This window comes from Morganella sp. BCCO 40_0007 (assembly GCF_032989665.1).
Lineage (GTDB): Bacteria > Pseudomonadota > Gammaproteobacteria > Enterobacterales > Enterobacteriaceae > Morganella > Morganella sibonii.
Window position 1 is genome coordinate 80,322 of sequence record NZ_JAVBIN010000007.1, and the last position, 25,894, is coordinate 106,215.

Sequence of the window (25,894 nt, forward strand, 5' to 3'; positions counted from 1 at the left end):
CATTGATTAACACGATACAGGCTATCATAGTGTTTATACAGACTGTATTGTCGTTAAAACCCGCCAGGATGGCAGTGTGATAAACAAGGCTGTTTTCTTTATACCGGGCGGTCAGAAAGAGCCGCCCGGTATTTTCCGTCACCAACTCCCTGAAGCACCGCCGCCGCCGCTGCTGCCACCTCCGCCACCGGAAGATCCGCTGCTTCCTGAACTGCCGCCGGAGCTGCTGCTGTAACTGCCACTGTCAGAACCGGATGAGTATCCGCCTCCTGCCCCGGCCATAACACCGGTTAATTTCCGCATTTCCGCTTCCTGAATACGGTATCCCGGAATTAATGCATATAACAGAAAACACAGAAACAGTGAGCCAAATACATTAAGAAAAACGAGGATCATGATACTGATAAATAATGCGTCCGGATCAGGATCTCCGTCTGCCAGAACCCGTGTCATTATAAAAATCAGAACGGAATAAAATAACACGCTCACTGTATGGCCGAGCGGCGCCGGATAAATATATTTATACTGCAAAAATGCTGTCAGGCGTTTCTGAGTAAGGTGTATTGCCCGCCCGGGCTGACGTTTCTTCTTGCTTTTGGATTTCGCGTCTTCCTCTCTCAGATATTCAATATCTTTAAGAACCTGCTTTTCTATCCTTTTCTTACGGCGGGGAGAACCAATAAATAATGACCAGAGATACACCGTAATAAAGGTCAGAATATAAATAATCGTCAGTCGTTTGAGTTTTAATGGCTCTGTTCCGGATGTCTCTGATGTGATATATCCCGGTTCATTTCCGCTGATAATATCAATGGCATCGGTCACACCTGCTTCAATCCCCGTAAAATAATAGCCATTTTTAAATTCAGGGGTGATGCGGTGACGGATAATACGGCCTGCGGAGACATCCGGCAGAATACCTTCCAGACCGTAACCGATTTCAAAGCGCAGATTACGGTCATTAACAGCCACAACCAGCAACAGCCCGTTATTCTGACCTTTGCGGCCGATTTTCCAGGTATTGAATGCACTGTGCGCAAAGGTCTCAATACTTTCCCCGCCGGTTGACGGCACAATAAACACCACGAACTGACTGCCGTCATTGCGGCTCAGTTCGTACTCCGTGAGCTGCCGGTTAAGCTGTGCGAATTGCGGGCGGGTCAGAAGACCGGCGCTGTCAATAACCCGTTCCCGTTTCAGTTCCGGCAGCGGCTGCATATCTGCACGGGCAAAGAAACTGATGAAAAGAAGTACAAGGCATCCTGCCATAACCCTGTTCATAATTACTCCTGTGAATGTTCTTTCCCCTGCCGCGCATAGCGCGCCGCCATCACCGCGCACACCATCAGCTGAATCTGATGAAACAGCATCAGCGGCAGTACCAGAATACCGACTACCGCAGGCGGGAACATCACGTTTGCCATCGGCACACCATTTGCCAGGCTTTTCTTAGAGCCGCAGAACACAATCGTGATTTCATCGGCCTTATTAAAGCCCAGTGCCCGGGCGCCGTACACGTTGATCACCAGCACAATCGCCAGCAGCCCGCACGACACCACCGCAATCTGCAAAATAGACATTGCGTCGATCTGCTGCCAGATCCCCTCGGCCACAGCTTCACTGAAAGCGACATACACCACCAGCAGAATAGAGGTCCGGTCTGTTTTATTGATAATTTTTTTGTTGCGATCCACCCACTTACCGATCAGCGGACGGGAGAGATGCCCGACCACAAACGGCAGCATCAGCTGCAGCAGAATAGAACGGATAGCACCCAGTGTATCGAGATCATGCGCGCCTTGTGTTTCCATCATAAAACCGATAATCACCGGTGATAAGAAAACGCCGAGAATACTGGAGGCGGATGCACTGCAAATCGCCGCAGCGACATTACCACCCGCAACAGACGTAAAGGCAATGGCGGATTGTACTGTTGCCGGTAAGGCACATAAATATAAGAAACCCATGTAAATGGTTGGTGACATCCACTCCGGTACCAGAAACTGCAAACCCAGCCCCAGCAGCGGAAAGAGGATAAAAGTACTGGAAAATACCATCAGATGCAGACGCCAGTGCCCCATCCCCGTCACAATCGCTTCCCGCGAAAGTTTGGCGCCGTGGAAGAAGAACAGTAACGCAATCGCAGCGGTGGTCAGATAGCGGAATCCGGTTGCCACATTACCGGTAGCCGGAAAGAGTGACGCCAAAATAACAACCGTGATCATTATGACCAGGAACGGATCTAACCGCAGTTTCTGCCACCAGTTTGTCATGCGTTATTCACTTTTATCTGCATTAAAGTTAAATGATTATTTGTTACAGTGTCACAGTCCGTCCGGTCTTATGTGATTCCATACCGGCCTCAATAATACGGATAATTTCCGCGCCTTCATGAGCGGTAACCGGGTTCGGGCCATTATTGATAATTGCCTCTGCCACTTCTGCGTAATAACGGCCGTAGTGACCGGCTTTGTTCGGGTAACTTTCCGTGATCACTTCAATACCATCCGGTGATAAGCTCAGTTCCCCGTCACGATCGTCATGACCCCAGTTCACACCGACCGGCATCTGCCCTGCTTTCAGCGCATTTTCCTGCGGATCAAGCCCGTACTTCACGTAGCTGCCTTTCATACCGTGAACGATATACACCGGAGATTCCGCTGCCGCGACAGTGGTGGCATGCAGTATCACTTTTACATCCGGATAGTGCAGTTGCGCATGGAAATAATCCACTGCTTCAGAACCCGGCCGGATCATACCCAGATCGGCGGTGATCGCTTCCGGTTTGCCGAAAAATTGCAGTGCCTGATCAATCAGATGTGACCCCAGGTCATACCAGATACCACTACCCAATGCAGCCGCTTCACGCCAGCGTTTTTGCGGCTGCGGGCGGTAGCGGTCAAAATGGACTTCAAAATATTTGATATCCCCGAGTTTTTTACTTTCAAACAGGGATTTCAGTGTCAGATAACCGGAGTCAAAACGGCGGTTATGATAGACGGACAAAATCAGACCGGCATCATCTGCCTGTTTTGCCAGGGCAAACGCCTCTTCGGAGGTCAGGGTAAACGGTTTATCCACCACAACGTGCTTACCGGCCGCCAGTGCCATCCGGGCCAGCGGAAAATGTGTGTCGTTCGGCGTCGGGATCACGACGAGATCAATCGCCGGATCAGTAAAAATATCTTCCGGAGTGGCGACAACCTGCACATCCGGGTAATCCGCATGTACTTTTGCGGCATCACTGCTCGCGACTTTAGCCAGTTCCATGTTGGCATTATTCACAATAAACGGCGCATGGAATGTTTTTCCGGCAAAACCGTATCCGATCAGGCCCACTTTCAGTATTTTCGTCATCACTCCCTCCGGGGGATTGTCATGTTAACGGATAAAAACATGCTTTCAGAATTTGTCATCCTCCTGAAAAGTACCACTAACTGATTCCGTGACGCAAATAATGCGCCCGGTTTTCATCAGTTTTGCCGCTTTTTCATTCTGATACACACAGTTATCCGCCCTTTCACACAATCCCGATAACCCCGGATGCCCGGGGATTGCTATTATTCACCCCGCTTACCGGGGAACCCGGGTTTTTATCTGTTTATTTGAATGTTTTGAATGACTCGCTTTGGGCATTGCAATGGCTGACTACTTATTACTTTTTGTCGGGACGGTGCTGGTTAATAACTTCGTACTCGTCAAATTCTTAGGATTATGCCCCTTTATGGGGGTGTCCAAAAAACTGGAAACCGCGATTGGCATGGGGTTTGCGACCACATTTGTGATGACGCTCGCCTCGGTCTGCTCGTGGCTGATGGATACCTTTATCCTTATCCCGCTGGATATTCTCTATCTGCGCACACTGAGCTTTATTCTGGTGATCGCTGTGGTGGTGCAGTTCACCGAAATGGTGGTGCGTAAAACCAGCCCGGCGCTCTACCGCCTGCTCGGGATATTCCTGCCGCTGATCACCACCAACTGTGCCGTACTCGGCGTGGCACTGCTGAACATCAACCTGTCCCATAATTTTCTGCAATCCGCCGTTTACGGCTTTGGTGCGGCAGCCGGTTTCTCTCTGGTGATGGTGCTGTTCGCCGCTATCCGCGAACGTCTGGCAACGGCTGATGTGCCTGCGCCTTTCCGCGGGGCGTCTATCGGGCTGGTCACTGCCGGTCTGATGTCTCTGGCCTTTATGGGCTTTAGTGGTCTGGTGAAATTCTGATGACAATGATTTGGATTGCCGTTGCCGTACTCAGTCTGCTGGGTCTGGCATTTGGCCTGATACTGGGTTATGCCTCCCGCCGCTTTAAAGTGGAGGAAGATCCCATTGTGGATAAAATTGATGACATTCTGCCGCAGAGTCAGTGCGGGCAGTGTGGTTTCCCCGGCTGCCGTCCTTATGCGGAGTCCGTTGCCAATGGCGGCGCAATAAACCGCTGTGCTCCCGGCGGCGAACAGGTGATGCTGAAACTGGCGGATATGCTGGGTGTGGACCCGCAACCACTCGACGGCGACGACGACGCTGTGCTTAATCCGGTACGTAAGGTGGCCTTTATTCATGAAGACCAGTGCATCGGCTGCACCAAATGTATTCAGGCGTGTCCGGTGGATGCCATTATCGGTGCCACCCGCGCGATGCACACCGTGGTTGAAAACCTCTGCACCGGCTGTGACTTATGTGTCGCGCCCTGCCCGACAGATTGCATCGAGATGATCCCGGTTGCGGTCACCCCGCGTAACTGGAAGTGGGACTTAAACACGATTCCGGTCAGAAATATTCCGGCGGATACCACCGGTACACCTGTCAAACCCGTTCAGATTGAGGCGTCGTAAGTTTTATGTTCAATTTGCTCAACTTTCTGAAAAAAGACCGGGTATGGGATTTTGACGGCGGCATTCATCCGCCGGAAATGAAATTACAGTCCTCCCGGACACCGATGCGGGTATGTCCGGTACCGGAAGAACTTATCATTCCGTTACAACAGCATATCGGCAACGAAGGCGATGTGCTGGTCAGCCCCGGCGACCATGTTCTGAAAGGTCAGCCGCTGACACGCGGAACCGGCCGCAGCCTGCCGGTTCATGCCTCATCTTCCGGCACCGTTACAGCCGTGGAGCCTTGCGTAACCGCGCATCCGTCCGGACTGACCGCGCCGTGTGTCCGTATCCGGACTGACGGGCTGGATACCCCGTATCCGGCAGAAAAAACAACGGATTTCACATCGCTCACCAAAACAGAGCTGACTGACCGCATTCATCAGGCCGGAATTGCCGGTCTCGGCGGCGCAGGCTTTCCGACCGCAAATAAACTGAAAGGCGGTGGTGATCTTATCCGCACCCTGATTATCAATGCGGCTGAATGTGAACCCTATATTACGGCTGATGACCGTCTGATGCAGGAGCATGCCGGTGAAATTCTTACCGGGATCCGTATTCTGATGCACCTTCTGGAACCAGAACAGGTGCTTATCGGCATAGAAGATAACAAACCGGAGGCGATTGCCGCACTGCGGGATGTCACTGACGGGGAAAAACAGATTTTTGTGCGGGTGATCCCGACCAAATACCCGTCCGGCGGTGCCAAACAGCTGACCAAAATCCTTACCGGCCGTGAAGTGCCGTCCGGCGGGCGTTCCTCTGATATCGGCGTACTGATGCAGAACGTCGGAACCGTTGTTGCCATCAAACGCGCGATTACTGACGGCGAACCGCTGATTCAGCGCGTGGTGACGGTAACCGGAGAAGCCGTCGAATCACCGGGAAATTTCTGGACCCGTCTGGGGACTCCGATCCGTTTCCTGCTGCAACAGGCCGGTTTTCATCCGCAACATGAACAGATGGTTGTGATGGGCGGCCCGCTGATGGGCTTTACACTGCCGGATCTTGATGTTCCGGTGGTAAAAATCACGAACTGCATTCTTGCGCCGACCACAAACGAAATGGAACCGGCTGCACCGGAAGAAGCCTGCATCCGTTGCAGTCACTGCGTGGATGCCTGTCCGGCAGGATTGCTGCCGCAGCAGCTCTACTGGTTCAGTAAAGGTAACGAACACGAAAAAGCCGAGCAGCATCATCTGTTTGACTGCATCGAATGCGGAGCCTGTGCCTGGGTCTGCCCGAGCAATATCCCGCTGGTACAATATTACCGGCAGGAAAAAGCCCAAATTATTGAGATCCGCGAAGAAGCACAACGCGCTGCCGATGCCAAAATCCGCTTTGAAGCCAAACAGGCACGAATGGCACGGGAAAAAGAAGCCCGTGAAAACCGCCACAAAAATGCGGCTGTTCAGGTGGATGAGAAAGACAGTGCAGCAATCAGTGCCGCGCTTGCCCGCGTAAAAGCCAAAGACAGCAGTGCGGGAATGACAATCTCAGTCAATCCTTCCGCATTGCCGGATAACAGCGCTGCCATTGCCGCCCGTGAAGCACGCAAAGCACAGGCACGGGCTCGTCAGGCAGAAAAAGCCGCTCAGGCAGAAACTGTACAACCGGCTGCGGAAACGGAAACCGATCCGCGTAAAGCTGCTGTAGCCGCTGCCCTCGCCCGCGCCAAAGCGAAGAAAGCGGCACAGGCCGCAGATGCACCGGCAGACACCGTACAATCGGCGATGGAGACAGAAACCGATCCGCGTAAAGCCGCTGTCGCAGCGGCCATTGCCCGTGCCAAAGCGAAGAAAGCAGCTCAGGCCGCAGACGCACCGGCAGATACCGCACAACCGGCTGCGGAAACGGAAACTGATCCGCGCAAAGCTGCTGTAGCCGCCGCTATCGCCCGCGCCAAAGCGAAGAAAGCCGCTCAGGCCGCAGACGCACCGGCAGACACCGCACAACCGGCAGCGGAGACGGAAACCGATCCGCGCAAAGCCGCTGTAGCCGCCGCTATCGCCCGCGCCAAAGCGAAGAAAGCCGCTCAGGCCGCGGAAGCACCGGCAGACACCGCACAACCGGCTGCGGAGACAGAAACTGATCCGCGTAAAGCCGCTGTCGCGGCGGCCATTGCCCGCGCCAAAGCGAAGAAAGCCGCGCAGGCTGCAAACGCACCGGCGGACACCGCACAACCGGAAGCGGAAGCGGAAGCAGAAACTGATCCACGTAAAGCCGCTGTAGCCGCCGCTATTGCCCGCGCCAAAGCGAAAAAAGCCGCTCAGGCTGCGGAAGCACCGGCAGACACCGTACAACCGGCTGCGGAGACAGAAACCGATCCGCGTAAAGCTGCTGTCGCGGCGGCCATTGCCCGCGCCAAGGCGAAGAAAGCGGCGCAGGCGGCAGCACAACATTCTGAAGAAACCACTGATTAATGAAGCGAAATAAGCATGAAATTTAGGCCCGTTTCCTCAAACGCCCCGCACCGTCTGAAAATTGCGGGATCACCGTTTACCCATAACCATGACAACACCTCCGCCATCATGCTGTGGGTGGTGATAGCCATGATTCCGGGGATTGCCGCACAGCTCTGGTTCTTCGGGATCGGCACACTGATTCAGGTTCTGATTGCAGTGACGACAGCGCTGGTAACCGAAAGTATCGCGATCCGCCTGCGCAATCAGCCGGTGATGCCGTATCTGAAAGATAACTCCGCGCTGGTCACTGCCATGCTGCTGGCTGTCAGTATCCCGCCGCTCGTGCCCTGGTGGATGATTGTTATCGGTACATTTTTTGCCGTGATTATTGCCAAACATCTGTATGGCGGTCTCGGGCAAAACCCGTTTAACCCGGCGATGGTCGGTTATGTGGTACTGCTGATCTCCTTCCCGGTTCAGATGACCAGCTGGCTGCCGCCGGAAAGCCTGCAAATCACACCGGTTTCGGTCAGTGATAGTCTGCATATGATTTTTACCGGGTTATCTGATGGCGGCCTGACACTGGAGCAGTTACGTGCAGGCGCGGATGGTATGAGCCAGGCGACGCCGCTCGACAGTTTCAAAACCGGACTGCTGACCCGTGAGATGTCCGATATTCTGACACAGCCTGTTTTACAGGGCTCTGTTGCCGGTATCGGCTGGCAATGGGTGAATATCGGCTATCTGATCGGCGGCTGTATTCTGCTCAACCGCAACGTGATTGCATGGCAAATCCCGGTATCGATGCTGGGCACGCTGGCCGTTTTGTCTGCTATCGGCTATCTGATTGATTCATCACACTTCAGCTCTCCGGTGATTCAGCTGTTTTCCGGCGCTTCCATGCTCGGGGCATTCTTTATTGCCACCGACCCGGTCACCGCCTCCACCACGCCGCGCGGCCGCCTGATATACGGGATACTGATCGGCCTTCTGCTGTGGATTATCCGCGTTTACGGCGGTTATCCGGATGCCGTGGCGTTTGCCGTCCTGCTGGCTAATATCACGGTACCGCTGATCGATACCTACACACAACCGCGTGTTTACGGGCACAAACGGGGGAATAAATGATTGCCACATTACGCCGTTACGGGCTGATCCTCGCCCTGTTTGCCGCCGGAACCACCGGACTGAGCGGATTTGTTTATACGCTGACAAAACCGGAAATTGATAAGCAGGCCGCTGCACAGCAAAAAGCGCTGTTTGCCGAAATCCTGCCGGAATCGGTTTATAATAATGATGTGATTGCAGAGTGTTATCTGGTTACTGACCCTGCACTGGGCAATGAACTGCCGCACCGGCTGTATATTGCCCGTAAAGACGGAACACCGGTTGCCGCTGTTCTCGAATCCACCGCGCCTGACGGCTATTCGGGGAATATTCAGCTGCTGGTTGCCGCGGATTTTAACCGGACGGTGCTCGGCTCCCGCGTAACGGAACATAAAGAGACACCGGGGCTGGGTGATAAAATTGATACCCGGATTTCAGACTGGATCACCACACTGAGCGGCAGACATGTTGAATCCGCCAAAGACCCGCACTGGGCAGTGAAAAAAGACGGCGGTGATATCGATCAGTTTACCGGTGCCACCATTACCCCACGGGCGGTTGTCAACGCAGTCCGCGTGACGGCGGATTATATGCAGACCCTGCCGCCGCAACTGAATTCCTTACCTCAATGCGGAGCTGAATAATGAGTCAGATTAAAGGGTTATTTGCTGACGGATTATGGAAAAATAACTCAGCACTGGTCCAGGTACTGGGATTGTGTCCGCTGCTGGCGGTCTCTTCCACCGTCACCAACGCACTGGGACTCGGACTGGCCACCACTCTGGTGCTGATTTGCACTAACGTGGCAGTCTCCGCACTGCGCCGCTGGATCCCGTCAGAAATCCGTATTCCTATCTATGTGATGCTGATTGCCTCTGTGGTGACTGCGGTGCAATTGCTGATCAACGCCTATGCTTTCGGTTTATATCAGTCACTCGGTATCTTTATCCCGCTGATTGTGACCAACTGTATTGTGATTGGACGTGCCGAAGCCTTTGCCGCCAAAAACGCCGTATATCCTTCCGCCATTGACGGACTGGCGATGGGGCTCGGCGCCACCGCCGCGCTGTTTGTGCTCGGCGCCATGCGCGAGATCCTCGGTAACGGGACACTGTTTGACGGTGCTGATCTGCTGCTCGGCGACTGGGCTAAAGTCCTGCGTGTCGATGTGTTACATCTCGATACCCCGTTCCTGCTGGCGATGCTGCCGCCGGGGGCGTTTATCGGACTTGGCTTAATGCTGGCGGGCAAGTATCTTATTGATGAAAAAATGAAAAAGCGCAAAAATGCGCCCGCTGCCGCACAATACGAAACAGAAAAAGGATGCGGAAGCCATCTGGTCAAATAACTGTATAATAAAGCAGGCTCCTTTCCCGGGAGTTTGCTTTTATCATCAATGAGCCAATGTCGTTATGAATAAAGAAAAACGTATTGAAATTCTGACCCGCCTGCGGGACAACAACCCGCAACCCACCACTGAACTGCTGTTTGATTCTCCGTTTGAATTACTGATCTCCGTCTTATTATCCGCCCAGGCAACTGATGTCAGCGTCAATAAAGCCACCCGCCCGCTGTATGCCGTTGCCAATACGCCGCAGGCCATCCTGGACCTCGGTGTTGACGGGGTGAAGACCTACATTAAAACCATCGGGTTATTTAATACCAAAGCAGAGAATGTGATAAAAACCTGCCGGATGCTGGTTGAACTGCATAACGGCGAAGTGCCGGAAGACAGAGCGGCGCTGGAAGCCCTGCCGGGTGTGGGACGCAAAACCGCCAATGTGGTACTCAATACTGCATTCGGCTGGCCGACTATCGCTGTTGATACCCATATTTTCCGTGTCTGCAACCGCACAAAATTTGCCCCCGGCAAAAACGTGGATGAGGTGGAACAAAAATTATTGCGGGTTGTACCGGCAGAATTTAAAGTCGACTGCCATCACTGGTTTATACTGCACGGGCGTTACACCTGCATTGCCCGCAAACCCCGCTGCGGTTCATGTATCATTGAAGATCTGTGTGAATTCAGCGAAAAAGTGTATCCGGAAGATTAATCTGCTGCACTTTAAACAGAAATTGCCCTCTGTGCTTGCGGGCAGCGTAAATTCGCGTAAAAATAACCATAAATTTGCTCACCCAACCAGTACGGGAACCTATGTTTCAAGATAACCCGCTGTTAGCTCAGCTAAAACAACAGCTCCACGATAAAACATTGCGTGTCGAAGGGATCGTAAAAAGTACCGATAAAGGCTACGGTTTCCTGGAAGTTGACGGACAAAAATCCTATTTTATTCCGCCGCCGCAGATGAAAAAAGTCATGCACGGCGATCGCATCACTGCTGCTATTCACACCGTGAATAATAAAGATGTGGCAGAGCCGGAAGCCCTCGTCACCCCGTTTCTGGACAGATTTGTCGGCCGTGTGCAGCGCAAAGAAAATGATGACCGTCTCTGGATAATTCCCGATCATCCGCTGTTAAAAGATTCCATTCCCTGCCGTCCGGCAAAAGGGGTTGATCATGAATTCCGTCAGGGCGACTGGGCCGTTGCGGAAATGCGCCGCCACCCGCTGAAAGGTGATCGCAGCTTCCATGCAGAAATCACCGGCTTTATCACTGATGCGGATGACCATTACGCGCCGTGGTGGGTAACCCTGACCCGCCATCAGCACGCACTGAAAGAGCCGGAGCCGGTTGACGTGGCCATGGCTGATGATAATCTGCCGCGTACTGATCTGACTCATCTGGATTTCGTGACTATCGACAGTGCATCCACTGAAGATATGGATGATGCGCTTTATATCACCACCGGTGATAACAATCAGCTTCAGCTGACCATTGCCATTGCCGACCCGACCAGCTATATCCCGGCCGGCAGCGAATTGGATGCCATTGCCCGTAAACGCGCCTTCACCAACTATCTGCCGGGCTTTAATATCCCGATGCTGCCGCGCAATCTGTCTGATGACCTGTGTTCACTGCATCCGCATGTGCGTCGTCCGGCACTGGTGTGTCAGGTCTCCATAAACGAAGATGGTTCTCTGGCGGATGATGCCGTGTTCTTCGCTGCCTGGGTTGAATCCAAAGCCAAGCTGGCTTATGACGATATCTCTGATCTGCTGGAAGGTGTGGCTGACCGGGTAACTCCTGATGAGACTATCCGCCGTCAGATTTCCCTGTTGCAGGATATGTATCAGCGCCGCCATCACTGGCGTGAAACCCACGCACTGGTCTTTAAAGACCGCCCTGATTACCGCTTTATTCTTGATGAAAACGGTGTGGTGACGGATATCGTGGCTGAACAGCGCCGCAGTGCCAACCGCATAGTGGAAGAGGCGATGATCACCGCCAATATCTGTGCCGCAGAGGTGCTGGATAAGAAACTCGGTTTTGGTGTCTATAACGTACACACCGGGCTTGATCCGCTGACAATCAGCCAGGCTGTTGCCCTGCTCGCTGAAAACGGCATTCATTTCAATGAGGAAGAACTGCTGACACTGGATGGTTTCTGCCGTCTGCGCCGTGAGCTTGATAACCAGCCGACGCAATTCCTCGACAGCCGTATCCGCCGCTTCCAGACCTTTGCGGAAGTCCGGATGGAGAAAGGCCCGCACTTCGGCCTGGGACTGAATGGTTATGCCACCTGGACATCCCCTATCCGCAAATACAGTGATATTGTTAACCATCGCCTGCTGAAAGCCATTATCGCCGGTCAGTCTGCGGAGAAACCGGCTGAGGATCTGGCCGAACATCTGGCAGAACGCCGCCGCGCCAACCGTATGGCAGAGCGTGATGTCGGTGACTGGTTATATGCCCGCTACCTGCAACCGTATGCCGGTACAGATACCGCATTCCCGGCGGAGATCATTGATATCACCCGCGGCGGTGTCCGTGTCCGCCTGACAGATAACGGCGCAGTCGCCTTTATCCCGGGTACCTTTATCCATCCGGTCAAAGATGAACTTCAGTGCAGCCAGGAAACCGGCTCAGTGCTGATTAAAGGTGAAGTCCGTTACCGCCTCAATGACATCATTCCGGTGAAAATAGAGGAAGTGAAGATGGAAACCCGCAGTATTCTGGCCCGGCCGCTCTGATCCGGCACCGGAGTCACTAAATACACAGGGCGTCCGCAACGGACGCCCTGCTCACTAATCAGCCACCCGCCAGTTTGACTTTAAAGCCTTTATCTTCCAGCAGTTGCTTCAGCAAATCGCGTTTATCACCCTGAATTTCAATGATACCGTCTTTCAGCGAACCGCCGCAGCCGCAGCGTTTTTTCAGATCGGCGGCCAGTTTGCTCAGCGCCGCATCATCCAGATCAATACCGGTGATCAGACACACACCTTTGCCTTTGCGGCCGCTGGTCTGCCGCTGAATACGGACAATACCGTCGCCTTTCGGGCGCTCCGCTTTCACTTCCGGCTCGTCAATACGGCCACTGTCTGTGGAATAGACCAGGCGTGAATTATTGTCCATCTTATAATACTCCCACAGAGGCATTAATTGCCTGCAATGCGGCCTGCGGATCATCACTGCGGGTGATCGGTCTCCCGATAACCATATAATCCACTCCGGCACTGACGGCCTGCGGTGGTGTCATGATACGGCGCTGATCACCGGCATCACTGCCTTGCGGGCGGATACCCGGCGTGACCAGTTTAAATTCCCGGCCCAGGGTTTCTTTCATCATTTTGGCTTCATGGGCGGAGCACACCACACCATCCAATCCGCAGTTTTGTGTTAATTTTGCGAGGCGCAGCGCGTGCTCTGCCGGTGTGACATCAATGCCGGTTCCGGCCAGATCGGACTGCTCCATGCTGGTCAGTACTGTCACCGCAATAAGTAAAGGCGCATCATTGCCGTACGGCAGCAGGATCTCTTTTGCTGCTGTCATCATACGCTCGCCGCCTGCCGCGTGGACATTAACCATCCACACCCCCAGTTCAGCCGCCGCCCGTACCGCATGCGCAGCTGTATTCGGGATATCATGGAATTTCAGATCAAGAAAGACCTCAAATCCGCGCTGCTGCAATGCCCGGACACACTCAGGCCCGCAGAAGGTAAACAGCTCTTTACCGACTTTCAGACGGCACTGTGCCGGATCAATACGATCTGCAAAGGCCAGCGCATCATCCGGGTTGTCGTAATCGAGCGCAACAATAACAGGCGATGCGATATCTGCACGGCTTGTATGCGAAGAAAGAGATGTCATGAATTGATTACCTGTGGTTGGTGAAATTTATACGGGTAAATAAAAACGGGTAAATAAATTACGGCTAAATGTGACGTTGTCACTGACCGTCCAGCCCTCTGATAGGCTTGATAGTATCCCATGACCGGCAGGACGGACAATGCCAGTACAGGGCATGCGATGTAAATCCGCATTTACCGCAGCGGTAATCCGGTTTGGTCCGGATTTGCTCGCCGACCATGTTCCGCAGCAGAGCCAGGCTGTCTTTGGCACGGCCTTCCTCCGCTTCTGACAGATAATATTCCATCAGGCGGCAGAACAGGCGCATGGTCGGATGGCGCTGCAACTGGCGGTTAACATAGGTGATCGCCATTTCCGGCCCTTCCTGCTGTTCAATAATATCCGCAAGATAGAGCTCGGCAATCGCACCGATATTTTCATCCGAGCAGAGCAGCAGATATTCCGCCCATTCCGCCGGCTGATCAAGATGGATGTAACAGGTTTCCAGCATCGGCAGCGTTTCACTGACCATTTCTTTGTCCTGCTCAAACACCCGCTTGAGCACGGCAACGGCTTTGCTGTATTCCGCCCGTTCAATATGGATACGCCCCTGCATAATCGACACCCGGGCGCAGTTTTTATCCGCCCCGGCCGCTTTGGCCAGATACGCGAATGCCCCGTCAGTGTTATCACTGCCCAGTGCCTGCAACGCCAGTTCACAGTAGAAGTTAGCGATATTTTCCCGCTGACCGGTATCTCCCTGTTTCAGCAGCTTTTCGCCGATATCGATGGCTTTGCTCCAGTCACTGGTGGACTGATAAATGGATAACAGCGACTGAAGTGCGCTTTGCCGGAAATCCGCCTCATCAATCAGCTGTAAAAACAGGGCTTCCGCCCGGTCATACACCCCGGCGGCCACATAATCGCGACCCAGCTGCTGCGTGGCGAGGAGACGTTGGTCATAAGAGAGAGAGGCGCTTTCCATCAGTGACTGATGGATGCGGATGGCGCGTTCCACTTCACCGCGCGAACGGAACAGATTGCCGAGCGTCAGATGTGCTTCAAATGCGGAACTGTCCTCTTTCAGCATGTCGAGGAACAGATCAACGGCTTTATCCTGCTGATCGGACAGCAAAAAGTTTACGCCTGCCACATAGTCACGTGACAGGCGATCCGCATGTTGTTGTTGATTCTGCTGCGCGCTGCGCCGCCCCATATACCAGCCATATGCGGCAGCAATGGGCAACAGAAGAAACAACAGCTCAAGCATAATGCTTATTCCTTAGTGGTGTCCCGCAGCGCAACCGAACCGGAAGACTGCACCGTCTGGTCAGCTTCCAGACGTTTGATCCGGTGCCGGGCACGTGCCAGCGATAACCGCAGACGTAAATAAAACAGACCGCAGACAATCCAGCCCAGCACGAAACCGATACCAAACAGCACGGCCAGCAAGGTGGATACAGAATACTGTCCCTGCGCAATCAGATAATTAAATGTGACTACCTGATCGTTATTTGCGCCCAGTGTCACCGAAATGATGAAAACCACCAGTACAAGGATAAAAATCAGAAAATATTTCACCGGCGTTCCTATTATCAGGCTTGCATTTCACGCCTGCTCCTTGCAGACGCACTAACCCCTTAAGTTACCATTTACCCCGGGGAGAATAAAAGTAATTTGTTGTGTTCCCGAGTTTTTTTCGATTTTCTGCCGGTATCCGCACAGATTACCGGCAACCGGTTTCACACGGCCCATAATAACATGATTTCAGGTCAGTGGCGGCGGCTGCATGCCATTTTCATCCTGTTTACTGAGCCAGAGGAAAAACAGCCCTGCCAGTATTGCATTAATAATCACCGACATAATGATATCGGACGGCCAGTGCATCCCCAGCGCCAGCCGGCTGTACTCTGCCAGAACGCCCCACAGCAGGATCACACCAGCCAGCCCGCGGCGTCCCTGGACACTGAAAAACACAAAGAGTATCAGCGCCCAGGCACTTGCAAACAATGCATGACCGGACGGAAAAGCATAACCGGTTTCACTTTTCCAGTGTTTCAGCAGCCAGCCCGGTACACGGTAATGATTTTTAAGGGTATCTTTCAGCAACTGCGCCCGCTCCGGCCGGGAAAGATCATAAAACGCGTTCTCTGACGTAATACCCTGTTGTGCCAGCCAGACCACATAAGGCCGCGGCTCCTGAAGCGTGTTTTTCATCGCCACTTTCACGCCCTGCCCGGCGGCCACAACCACCAGAATGGCGGCGGCTGCCCGCAGTGCCTGTTTTTTGCTGCCGCGATACAAACGGACAAACAGCAAACAAAAAATGAGTGATACGATGATTCCCAGCGGATACGCCGCCGTGTCAGTCAGATACCGCAGACCGCGCAGCAGATCATCGTCACCCGATGGCTGCCAGCGCCAGCCGGTCAGCAGTGTCACCAGCGGTACCAGCATCAGTAATATGACAGCGGCGATAAAGGGTTTTGTCTGGTTTTTCATCCGGGTTAAATCATTCCGTAAAAAATAAATATTATTTTGTCAAACTGATGTACTACTATGGTCATGTTCAGTTATTTGACCCGGAAAAGAAATGTCAGTTTCACTTCCCGGGCAACGCAGATAATAACATCGCCAATACGATTATGTGCGTTTAAATAAAGATATTTATATCAATGAGTTAATAAATCATGAATAAAGAGTTGCAGTTAAAACGTGTCGCACAGGCAAAATTACCTACCCCGTTCGGGGAATTTTTAATGGTCGGATTTGAAGAAATTGCCACCGGTCACGATCACGTGGCACTGGTGTTCGGTGATATCAGCGGTGATGAACCGGTGTTATCCCGTGTCCATTCTGAATGTTTAACCGGTGATGCTCTGTTCAGCCTGCGCTGTGACTGTGGTTTCCAGCTGGAAGCCGCGTTAAAGCAGATCTCAGAAGAAGGCCGTGGTGTGTTGCTGTATCACCGTCAGGAAGGCCGTAATATTGGTCTGCTGAATAAAATCCGTGCCTATGCGTTACAGGATACCGGGCTGGATACCGTTGAAGCAAACCAGAAGCTCGGATTTGCGCCGGATGAACGTGATTTCACGCTGTGCGCTGATATGTACAAATTACTGGATGTGCACGCCATCCGCCTGCTGACCAATAACCCGGAAAAAGTCGAGATACTGACTCAGGCCGATATCAACATTACTGAACGTGTGCCGCTGATTGTCGGCCGTAATCCGGCTAATGCCCATTATCTGGATACCAAAGCAGAGAAAATGGGACACATGCTGTGCCAGTCTCCGGGCTGTAATCACTGATTCACCTGCAAAATGTAAAAAAGTAAAAACAGAAAAGCGCGGCAAAAATACCGCGCTTTGTTTTTTTACCCGTCTGACTAACGTTACGCCAGCATCTGGCGGATCACATAACAGAGAATGCCGCCGTGGCGGTAATATTCCAGCTCAGTCTGTGTATCGATACGGCACAGCGCGTTCAGTTCAGTCACCCGTCCGTCTGCATACGTGATTTTCACCGGCACAATCTGTTTCGGTGTGACGCTGTCCAGGCCGCTGACATCAATCAGCTCATCCCCGGTCAGCCCCAGTGTGCGGCGATCCGTTCCGGCCGGAAATTCCAGCGGCAGAATCCCCATACCGATCAGGTTGGAGCGGTGAATACGCTCGTAGGATTCCGTCAGCACCACTCTCACACCCAGCAGATTGGTTCCTTTCGCCGCCCAGTCACGGCTGGAGCCGGAACCGTACTCTTTCCCTGCAATCACCACCAGCGGCGTTCCTGATGCCTGATAACGCATTGCGGCATCAAAAATAGCCAGTGTTTCCCCGGTCGGTATATGGCGGGTAAATCCGCCCTCCGTGCCCGGCACCATTTCATTGCGGATGCGGATATTGGCAAATGTCCCGCGTACCATCACTTCATGGTTACCGCGTCGCGAGCCGTAGGAGTTAAAATCGGCCGGTTTCACACCGAGTGCCTGTAAATAACGTCCCGCCGGACTGTCGGCTTTGATATTCCCCGCCGGCGAGATATGGTCAGTGGTCACAGAGTCACCGAGGATCGCCAGGATACGCGCCTGTTTCACATCTTTCACCGGTGCCGGTGCAACCGGCATGCCCTCAAAATACGGCGGATGGCGGATATAGGCGGAATCCGGCTGCCACTGGTAAGTCGGGGTATTTTCAACCGGCAGTGACTGCCACTGCTCATCCCCGTCAAACACTGCCGAGTACTCTTTGCGGAACATCTCCGTTTTCACTTTTTCCACCGCAGCGGCAATCGCGGCATTATCCGGCCAGATATCTTTTAACAGCACCGGCTGGCCCTGTTTATCATAACCCAGCGGATCGGTTTCGAGATTACAGTGCAGATTGCCGGCCAGTGCATAAGCCACCACCAGCGGCGGCGAAGCCAGCCAGTTGGTTTTCACCAGCGGATGGATGCGCCCTTCAAAGTTGCGGTTACCGGATAACACCGCACCGACCGTCAGGTCATGACCTTTGATGGCAGTCTCAATTTCCGCATCCAGCGGCCCGGAGTTACCGATACAGGTAGTACAACCATAACCAACGAGATTAAATCCCAGCTGATCCAGATATGGCGTGAATCCGGCAGCATTCAGATAATCGGTTACCACTTTTGAACCGGGGGCCAGGGAGGTCTTCACCCACGGTTTACGGGTCAGCCCTTTTTCGGCTGCATTTTTTGCCAGCAGACCGGCGGTCATCAGTACACCCGGGTTCGACGTGTTGGTACAGGATGTGATGGCGGCGATTACCACCGCGCCGTCTTCAAGGGTAAAATCGTCACCGTGCAGAGAAACCGGAACCTTCGCCGCCGGTGATTTTTTATTCAGCTCCAGATCAACCGCAGCCTGAAACGCGCCCGGCACCTGCGCCAGCACGACTCTGTCCTGCGGACGTTTCGGTCCGGCGAGACTGGTCTGCACCTCCGCCAGATCCAGCGCCAGCCCGGAGGTAAAGCGAGGCTCATCGCCCTCGTGACGCCACAAGCCCTGTGTTTTACAGTAAGCTTCCACCAGCGCGATTTCTTCATCACTGCGCCCGGTCAGCCGCATATAGCCGAGTGTGACATCATCCACCGGGAAGAAACCGCAGGTTGCGCCATACTCCGGTGACATATTAGCGATGGTGGCACGGTCAGCCAGCGGTAACTGCGCCAGACCGTCCCCCCAAAACTCAACAAATTTGCCCACCACACCGTGTTTGCGCAGCATTTGTGTCACTGTCAGTACCAGGTCGGTAGCCGTAATCCCCTCACGCAAACGGCCGGTAAGTTTAAAGCCGACCACATCCGGGATCAGCATCGATACCGGCTGTCCGAGCATCGCCGCTTCCGCCTCAATACCGCCCACACCCCAGCCCAGTACCCCGAGGCCGTTAATCATCGTGGTGTGGGAATCTGTTCCGACCAGAGTATCCGGATAGGCACAGGTTTTACCGTCACGGGTTTCATACCAGACCGATTTCCCGAGGTACTCGAGGTTAACCTGATGGCAGATCCCGGTACCCGGCGGTACCACACGAAAACGGTCAAATGCCTGCTGTCCCCAGCGCAGGAAGCGATAGCGTTCGTTATTACGTGACATTTCAATCGCCACGTTATCGGCAAATGCCTGCTCACTGGCATACTCATCCACCATCACCGAGTGGTCAATAACCAGATCGACCGGTGACAGAGGATTCACCTTGCTTTCCTCGCCGCCCAGCACACGGATAGCCTGGCGCATCGCTGCCAGATCCACCACAGCCGGGACACCGGTAAAATCCTGCATCAGGACACGGGCAGGCCGGAAAGCGATTTCATGGTCAGCCGTGCCGGTTTTTTGCCAGTCAATCAGCGCCTGTAAATCACGCACCTGTACGCTGTCACCGTCGAGATTACGCAACAGGTTTTCAGCCAGAACTTTCAGGGATTTAGGGAGTTTACTGATATTGCCGAGCTGTTCTGCCAGGCGGGAGAGATCATAGATATGGTAGTGCTTTCCGCCCGCCGTCAGCAGGGTTTCACACTGTTGCTTTAAGGTTAACGACATAACGCCTCCACACAGAGTGTACGGGTTAAACAGGTATCTTCCTTATTATTTTCATTATAAAGATACCATATTCCCGTATTCTTTGCGGGGTCAGCCACACAAATTGTTAATTCAATGTAACTAAACTAACAATTTTGCAGGATAATTAATCCGGGCTGTACGCTGTGATGACCCGGGTTCCCTGCCCGTCCTCCTCAAATGTGATCGTATCCAGACCACCGTTAAATAACTGAGTCACCGTCAGGTGATTGTTACCCTGCCATTTATATTCCAGACTGACCGTATCACCATAATCCGTGAAAGCGCGATCTGTGCCCGGAGTCAGTTTTTCTGTCAGGTTTTTCGGCTCTCCGGTTGTGCTGCGGTAGATCCCGTAAGTCTGCACCAGATTACTGCCTTTGTAGTAACATTCATCGGTTGAATCATAGCTTTCCGGGTCACGCACCGTTTCTTTGCAGACAGGTGCGGCCGGTGTTGCGGATGCAGAGACTGCCGCCGGAAACAGCCCGGCGGCAAGCAGAACAACACCCGTCAGTGCGGATAATTTTGTCATCAGTTCCCCTGATAATGTGTATTCAGACGATCGGCAGCGAAATGTCTTTAAACATAGCTTCGATGTCTTCATTATTACGCAGCGCAATCGCTTTATCCACTACATCCCGCGTCAGATGCGGTGCGAAACGCCACATAAAATCATACATATACGTTCTCAGGAAACTGCCGCGCCGGAAACCGATTTTTGTGGTGCTGTAACTGAATTTATCCCGCATATCGATACTGACGAGGTCTTTATCGGTCTCCGGATCAACCGCCATGCTGGCAATAATCCCGATCCCGAGCCCGAGGCGGACATAGGTTTTAATCACATCCGCATCCGTTGCGGTAAAGACCACCTTCGGCTTCAGCCCCTGTTTTTCAAAAGTGTTGTCCAGTTCTGAACGCCCGGTGAAACCGTGGGTATAGGTGACAATTTCATATTCCGCGATATCAGCGATGGTCAGATCACGCCGCTGCGCCAGCGGATGATCACGGCGGACCACCACGGCCCGGTTCCACCGGTAGCACGGCAGCATAATCAAATCGTTATACAGATGCAGCGCTTCTGTCGCGATAGCAAAATCGCTGTTGCCCTTGCAGACATCCTCTGCGATCTGTGTCGGTGTCCCCTGATGCATATGCAGAGAAACGTGCGGGTAACGCTCGATAAAGCCTTTAATCACCGGCGGCAGTGCATAACGCGCCTGGGTATGCGTCGTGGCGATACTCAGCGTTCCCTGCTCCGGATAAGTGTGTTCGCTGGCAACCGCTTTGATGGCATCAATTTTTGCCAGCACCTCGCGGGAGATACGGATAACCGACTCTCCGGCCGGTGTCACATGCGTCAGATGTTTACCGCTGCGGGCAAAAATCTGCATACCCAGCTCATCTTCCAGCATCCGTATCTGCTTACTGATACCGGGTTGTGATGTGTACAGCCCCTCAGCAGTCGAGGAGACATTCAGATTGTGATTAACCACTTCCACAATATAGCGCAGCTGCTGTAATTTCATCCGCTTATTCCTTTCCGTGCAGGTTTGACATTGCTTACTTCTTTTTCATCTTTATTATTACTAAAAAGAATAAGTGAGCAAATTGTTATAACGTTATTCTATTCTTCGACGATATAACAAAAACTGCACTGACACCAGTCAAAATATAACAGGCTAATACCCTTATACCGCGCATCTCACGGGAAAGTGCGGGAAATCACGGCCACCTCTTCTTAGGCCGTTTTCATCAATGCTTATAACCAAAAGGAATTACTGCCGTTTGGTGTAAAAAAACCGGTCAGTTTAAAATCCTGACCGGTTTTTACTGTTACTTAACTGCCAATATTATAACGACAGATTATTTAGCTTTCTCAACCCATTTGCCGTCGATATAGAATGCAGACCAGCCGGTTGCTTTGCCGTCTTTGTCGGATGCCACATACTGCTGTTTGGTTTTACGGCTCCAGCGGACTGTTGTCGGATTGCCGTCCGGATCAGCGACCGGCGCATCGGCCAGGTAACGCATTTTCTCAGACAGGCGATCTTTAAAGCGAACAAGTTCTGCCACCTGCGGTGCACGGGTTTCCCGTGATTTCGGGAAGTTATGCGCCGCCAGGAAGATACCGGCTGCACCATCACGCAGTACAAAGTATGCATCTGACTTCTCGCACGGCAGTTCCGGTAACGGAACCGGATCTTCTTTCGGCGGAGCCACTTCACCGTTACGCAGAATTTTACGGGTATTTTTACATTCGTCGTTGGTACAACCCATGTATTTACCGAAACGCCCCATTTTCAGGTGCATTTCAGAACCGCATTTTTCACACTCAACAACCGGGCCGTCATACCCTTTAATGCGGAATTCGCCCTCTTCGACTTCGTATCCTTCACATTCCGGGTTATTACCGCAGACATGCAGTTTACGACTGGTGTCGATCAGGTAGCTGTCCATCGCGGTGCCACATTTCGGGCAGCGGCGGCGGGCACGCAGTGCATTGGTTTCCGCATCATCCCCTTCAAGGATATTGAGGATTTCATGTTCCGGGATCAGGTTGATAGTCTGTTTGCAGCGCTCTTTCGGCGGCAGTGCGTAACCGGAACAACCGAGGAATACCCCGGTGGAAGCGGTACGTATCCCCATCGGACGGGAACAGGTCGGACAAATGATCGAGGTGATGACCATCGGGTTCATCCGCATGCCGCCTTCTTCCGGATCTTTGCCCGCGTTATCCAGCTGTTTGCTGAAATCGGCAAAGAATTCGTCCAGCACCGATTTCCATTTCGCTTCATTGTTGGCGATATGGTCGAGCTGATTTTCCATCCGCGCGGTAAAATCGTAGTTCATCAGTTCCGCAAAGGTTTCTTCGAGACGATCGGTGACAATCTCACCCATTTTCTCGGCATAGAAACGGCGGTTTTCCACTTTCACATAACCGCGATCCTGAATGGTGGAAATAATTGACGCATAGGTGGACGGACGCCCGATACCGCGTTTTTCCAGCTCTTTTACCAGCGACGCTTCACTGAAACGCGCAGGCGGCTTGGTGAAGTGCTGTACAGGATCGATCGCTTCACGCGTCATAACAGTACCCGGCGCAATCGCAGGCAGGGTATTATCTTCATCATTCTTACGCAGCGCAGGCATCACTTTGGTCCAGCCGTCAAAACGCAGCGTGCGCCCTTTGGCTTTCAGTGTGAAATCACCCGCTTCGGCGGTCAGTGTGGTGGAATCGTATTTAGCCGGTGTCATCTGACACGCGACAAACTGACGCCAGATAAGCTGATACAGGCGGCGTGCATCCGGCTCCATATCCTTAAGCATCTCTTCCGTTACTGCAATATCAGACGGACGGATAGCTTCGTGCGCTTCCTGGGAATTCTCTTTGTTGCTGTACAGATTCGGTGAGGCAGGCAGATATTTATCACCGAAATTCTCAGTGATATAGTCACGCGCCATCGTAATGGCATCCTGACTCAGGTTAGTGGAGTCGGTACGCATATAAGTGATGTGACCGGCTTCATACAGACGCTGTGCCATCATCATGGTTTTTTTCACACCAAAGCTCAGGCGGGTACTCGCGGCCTGCTGAAGTGTGGAGGTAATAAACGGTGCACCCGGCTTGCTGGACGTCGGACGGTCTTCACGGTCAATAATTTTGAAGGTGGCAGCCTGTAACTTGCTGACAGCCGCCAGTGCCTGTTTCTCATTGACTGCTTTAAAGGTTTTTCCGTTTTCCTGCGCGACTTCCATGCGCAGCTGATCGTTTTTATCAGACAGCAGTGCGTGAATCTGCCAGTATTCTTCCGGCACAAACGCTTTGATTTCGCGCTCGCGCTCAACAATCAGACGCACTGCGACGGACTGCACACGACCGGCAGATAAACCACGGGCAATTTTCTTCCACAGCAGCGGAGAAACCATATAACCCACAACGCGATCCATAAAGCGTCGCGCCTGCTGGGCATTCACCCGATCAATATTCAGTTCGCCCGGTTGCTCAAACGCCTGGCTTATCGCATTTTTGGTGATTTCGTTAAAGACAACCCGGCTGAAACGGCTGTCGTCACCACCTATCACTTCCCGCAGGTGCCACGCAATGGCTTCCCCTTCGCGGTCAAGGTCCGTTGCGAGATAGATGTGTGATGCATCGGCGGCCAGGTGCTGTAACTCAGAAACGACCTTCTCTTTACCCGGCAGAATCTGATAATTCGCTTCCCAGCCGTGATACGGGTCAACACCCATCCGGCTGACCAGCGCTGTGCGTTCGTCTTTTTTAACTTTTTTCGTTTTATCGCCTGCAGCAGCGGGTTTACGGCTCGCTGAACCACTCGTCGGCAGATCCCGGATATGACCGACGCTGGATTTCACCACGTAGTCTTTGCCGAGATACTTGTTAATCGTTTTGGCTTTTGCCGGGGACTCCACGATGACAAGAGCTTTACCCATAATTATCATTACCTAAATTTTCGGGGCGATTATAAAAACGCCAATTTTTGCGTCAAATACACTGCCTTTTATATTGAGGCACTTTCGTAATAGATCAACTCTTTTTATACTAATGCTTTGTTTCAACTCAAAACATCTGTCAGGAAATGATGTATTTTTAATATCGCCGTCACCGGAGTGTATTACGCAAATAGTCTTCCCGCCAGTTTGCGGGGCTCTTGAAAAGTTCACACTCTACCTGATAAATAGTGATGCGCAACAAATTATTTTTCAAAGGAGTTCACAGAATGCAAAAAGAAACCATCGCCATCAGCAAGCCAGAGCTGTTAGAAAAAGCCAATAAAATCATACAGGAACATGAGGATTTTCTGGAAGGCATGCAGGCTTATGATGTTGAACAGAAATCCGGCGTATTGGTTTTTAAAGGTGAATACTTTTTAGACGACCAGGGCCTGCCGACACTCAAAAGTGCGGCCGTCTTTAATATGTTTAAACATCTCGCTCACGTTCTGTCAGAACAATATCATTTGGCAGATTAACCGGAGGCCGCCGGAATAATCACCGGCAGAATAATAATCTGCAAAGAATAACGGCAGCTTTCGCTGCCGTTATTTATACTGCGCCGGTTATTTTCCGACCGGTCCATTCCCGCGCTGCCACCAGCGGAGAATAAGACGGTCCGCGCTCATCATCACACTCTGGGTGATTTTATCGATAAGACGCTTACGGCGGAAATAACGTACCTGAATAACTTCGTGATCCGGAATTGCGGCGACAATTAAATCATCACTCACGGCCAGTTCATCAACCAGTCCCAGCTCTTTCGCCTGAGTACCGTACCAGTGCTCACCGGTCGCCACTTTTTCAATATCCAGGGACGGACGGTTCTGAGAGACAAAGTTTTTGAACAAAACGTGCGTTTCATCCAGCTCCTGGCGGAATTTTTCACGGCCTTCATCGGTATTTTGTCCGATGAATGTCAGCGTGCGCTTATATTGACCAGCGGTATGCATTTCCACATCAATATCATTTTTCTTCAGCAGACGATGGATGTTAGGCACCTGAGCCACCACACCAATCGACCCCAGGATTGCAAACGGTGCCGCCACAATTTTATCCGCCACACACGCCATCATATAACCGCCGCTGGCTGCAACTTTATCCACCGCGATGGTGATACGGATATTTTTCTCACGCAGACGGGTCAGCTGAGCTGCTGCCAGACCATAGGCATGTACCAGTCCGCCCGGACTTTCCAGACGCACCAGGACTTCATCCAGGCCCGGTTCGGCCACAGACAGAATAATCGTGATTTCCTCGCGCAGTGATTCCACTTCGTGAGCATCCAGGCTGCCTTTAAAATCGACCACATAGATGCAGGATTTGCGCAGGCGGGTCTGCCCGTTTTTGGCGTTATTTTTGTCTTTTTTATCTTCGTTTTTCTGTTGTTTTTTAAACGCTTTATTCCAGACTTTCTGCTCTGCTTCGCTCATGCGCGCATGTTGCATTTCACGCTGTCTGTCACGGTAATTTTCACCCAGATCAGTCAGACGTAATTTACCTAAAGACTGCCCTTTACGGATACTGAGCATGACAAAAAACACGACAATGGCAATGATTGCCAGAACAATAGTTACGGTTTCCGCAAGAAACAAACCGTATTGTGAGAGAAACTCCACCGGCACACCTTAATGCTGTTAAATTGAATGGGGCTATTTTAACTAAAAAATTTGATAAATGCTCAACTAGTTTTGTAACCCTTGATGGCAATCAC

General features: G+C 52.4%; 23 protein-coding genes and 1 pseudogene. 11 read left to right on the top strand and 13 right to left on the bottom strand.

The genetic code is table 11. From position 1 onward, the window contains the following. Positions 1-13 precede the first annotated feature (13 nt). A pseudogene (locus R5268_RS19445) lies at positions 14-136 on the top strand (IS256 family transposase); the annotation flags it as partial. A gap of 2 nt (positions 137-138) precedes the next feature. Here the strand turns inward: R5268_RS19445 and R5268_RS09860 are convergent. From R5268_RS09860 to R5268_RS09870, 3 genes are read right to left on the bottom strand one after another with little or no spacing between them, the layout of a single operon-like run. Then, positions 139-1,281, bottom strand: coding sequence for a TPM domain-containing protein (locus R5268_RS09860; RefSeq protein WP_317419993.1), 1,143 nt, complete (start codon positions 1,279-1,281; stop codon positions 139-141). 2 nt (positions 1,282-1,283) lie between these two features. Further along, positions 1,284-2,273: a bile acid:sodium symporter family protein gene (locus R5268_RS09865; protein ID WP_046893409.1), complete on the bottom strand. Its 990-nt coding sequence runs from the start codon at positions 2,271-2,273 to the stop codon at positions 1,284-1,286. A 43-nt stretch (positions 2,274-2,316) separates the two neighbouring features. Next, positions 2,317-3,357: an oxidoreductase gene (locus tag R5268_RS09870; RefSeq protein ID WP_317419991.1), complete on the bottom strand. Its 1,041-nt coding sequence runs from the start codon at positions 3,355-3,357 to the stop codon at positions 2,317-2,319. A gap of 283 nt (positions 3,358-3,640) precedes the next feature. On the opposite strand from R5268_RS09870, the gene rsxA reads away from it, so the two are divergent. The 8 genes from rsxA to R5268_RS09910 all read left to right on the top strand — a co-directional run bounded on the left by rsxA (position 3,641) and on the right by R5268_RS09910 (position 12,480). After that, entirely contained in the window at positions 3,641-4,222 is a 582-nt protein-coding gene (rsxA, locus tag R5268_RS09875) for an electron transport complex subunit RsxA (RefSeq protein ID WP_046893411.1), read from the top strand. Beyond that, positions 4,222-4,833 (top strand): electron transport complex subunit RsxB, encoded by a 612-nt coding sequence (rsxB, locus tag R5268_RS09880; RefSeq protein ID WP_054425871.1) that lies wholly within the window; start codon positions 4,222-4,224, stop codon positions 4,831-4,833. The genes rsxA and rsxB overlap by 1 nt, the downstream gene beginning before the upstream one ends. Positions 4,834-4,838: 5 nt before the next feature. Beyond that, positions 4,839-7,298 (top strand): electron transport complex subunit RsxC, encoded by a 2,460-nt coding sequence (gene rsxC / locus R5268_RS09885; protein ID WP_317419988.1) that lies wholly within the window; start codon positions 4,839-4,841, stop codon positions 7,296-7,298. A gap of 15 nt (positions 7,299-7,313) precedes the next feature. Beyond that, positions 7,314-8,408: an electron transport complex subunit RsxD gene (gene rsxD / locus R5268_RS09890; RefSeq protein ID WP_317419987.1), complete on the top strand. Its 1,095-nt coding sequence runs from the start codon at positions 7,314-7,316 to the stop codon at positions 8,406-8,408. Beyond that, positions 8,405-9,031, top strand: coding sequence for an electron transport complex subunit RsxG (gene rsxG / locus R5268_RS09895; protein WP_107680212.1), 627 nt, complete (start codon positions 8,405-8,407; stop codon positions 9,029-9,031). The genes rsxD and rsxG overlap by 4 nt, the downstream gene beginning before the upstream one ends. Then, positions 9,031-9,735, top strand: a complete 705-nt coding sequence (locus R5268_RS09900) for an electron transport complex subunit E (protein WP_046893416.1) — start codon at positions 9,031-9,033, stop codon at positions 9,733-9,735. The genes rsxG and R5268_RS09900 overlap by 1 nt, the downstream gene beginning before the upstream one ends. A gap of 64 nt (positions 9,736-9,799) precedes the next feature. Then, positions 9,800-10,441: an endonuclease III gene (gene nth / locus R5268_RS09905; protein WP_046893417.1), complete on the top strand. Its 642-nt coding sequence runs from the start codon at positions 9,800-9,802 to the stop codon at positions 10,439-10,441. 101 nt (positions 10,442-10,542) lie between these two features. After that, a complete protein-coding gene (locus R5268_RS09910; RefSeq protein WP_046893418.1) occupies positions 10,543-12,480 on the top strand; it encodes an exoribonuclease II in 1,938 nt (645 codons plus the stop codon). A 58-nt stretch (positions 12,481-12,538) separates the two neighbouring features. On the opposite strand, the gene yciH is transcribed toward R5268_RS09910, so the two are convergent. The 5 genes from yciH to R5268_RS09935 form a co-directional block, all read right to left on the bottom strand. Beyond that, entirely contained in the window at positions 12,539-12,862 is a 324-nt protein-coding gene (gene yciH / locus R5268_RS09915; RefSeq protein ID WP_052927596.1) for a stress response translation initiation inhibitor YciH, read from the bottom strand. Position 12,863: 1 nt separating this feature from the next. Next, positions 12,864-13,598: an orotidine-5'-phosphate decarboxylase gene (gene pyrF / locus R5268_RS09920; protein ID WP_317419984.1), complete on the bottom strand. Its 735-nt coding sequence runs from the start codon at positions 13,596-13,598 to the stop codon at positions 12,864-12,866. A gap of 79 nt (positions 13,599-13,677) precedes the next feature. After that, positions 13,678-14,847, bottom strand: coding sequence for a lipopolysaccharide assembly protein LapB (gene lapB, locus R5268_RS09925; protein ID WP_046893421.1), 1,170 nt, complete (start codon positions 14,845-14,847; stop codon positions 13,678-13,680). Between the two features lie 5 nt (positions 14,848-14,852). Then, positions 14,853-15,158, bottom strand: coding sequence for a LapA family protein (locus tag R5268_RS09930; RefSeq protein ID WP_015422730.1), 306 nt, complete (start codon positions 15,156-15,158; stop codon positions 14,853-14,855). A 186-nt stretch (positions 15,159-15,344) separates the two neighbouring features. Then, entirely contained in the window at positions 15,345-16,079 is a 735-nt protein-coding gene (locus R5268_RS09935) for a phosphatase PAP2 family protein (protein WP_317419981.1), read from the bottom strand. Positions 16,080-16,279: 200 nt separating this feature from the next. Between R5268_RS09935 and ribA the strand changes: the two genes are divergently transcribed. Further along, positions 16,280-16,888: a GTP cyclohydrolase II gene (gene ribA, locus R5268_RS09940; protein WP_317420077.1), complete on the top strand. Its 609-nt coding sequence runs from the start codon at positions 16,280-16,282 to the stop codon at positions 16,886-16,888. 83 nt (positions 16,889-16,971) lie between these two features. On the opposite strand, the gene acnA is transcribed toward ribA, so the two are convergent. The 4 genes from acnA to topA form a co-directional block, all read right to left on the bottom strand. After that, positions 16,972-19,644: an aconitate hydratase AcnA gene (gene acnA, locus R5268_RS09945; protein ID WP_218454101.1), complete on the bottom strand. Its 2,673-nt coding sequence runs from the start codon at positions 19,642-19,644 to the stop codon at positions 16,972-16,974. A gap of 145 nt (positions 19,645-19,789) precedes the next feature. After that, positions 19,790-20,197 carry a hypothetical protein gene (locus tag R5268_RS09950; protein ID WP_317419979.1) on the bottom strand — a complete coding sequence of 136 codons (408 nt, stop codon included), beginning with the start codon at positions 20,195-20,197 and terminating at the stop codon, positions 19,790-19,792. Between the two features lie 22 nt (positions 20,198-20,219). After that, positions 20,220-21,194, bottom strand: a complete 975-nt coding sequence (gene cysB, locus R5268_RS09955) for an HTH-type transcriptional regulator CysB (RefSeq protein ID WP_046893425.1) — start codon at positions 21,192-21,194, stop codon at positions 20,220-20,222. Between the two features lie 337 nt (positions 21,195-21,531). Beyond that, the gene (topA, locus tag R5268_RS09960; protein ID WP_107680258.1) at positions 21,532-24,120 is read right to left on the bottom strand and encodes a type I DNA topoisomerase; all 2,589 of its coding nucleotides are present in this window, start codon (positions 24,118-24,120) and stop codon (positions 21,532-21,534) included. 287 nt (positions 24,121-24,407) lie between these two features. On the opposite strand from topA, the gene R5268_RS09965 reads away from it, so the two are divergent. Beyond that, on the top strand, positions 24,408-24,659 hold the full coding sequence (locus tag R5268_RS09965; RefSeq protein WP_218454104.1) for a YciN family protein: 252 nt from the start codon (positions 24,408-24,410) through the stop codon (positions 24,657-24,659). Between the two features lie 87 nt (positions 24,660-24,746). Here R5268_RS09965 and sohB read toward each other — a convergent pair whose 3' ends face one another. Then, entirely contained in the window at positions 24,747-25,799 is a 1,053-nt protein-coding gene (gene sohB, locus R5268_RS09970) for a protease SohB (RefSeq protein ID WP_046893611.1), read from the bottom strand. Positions 25,800-25,894: the final 95 nt, after the last annotated feature.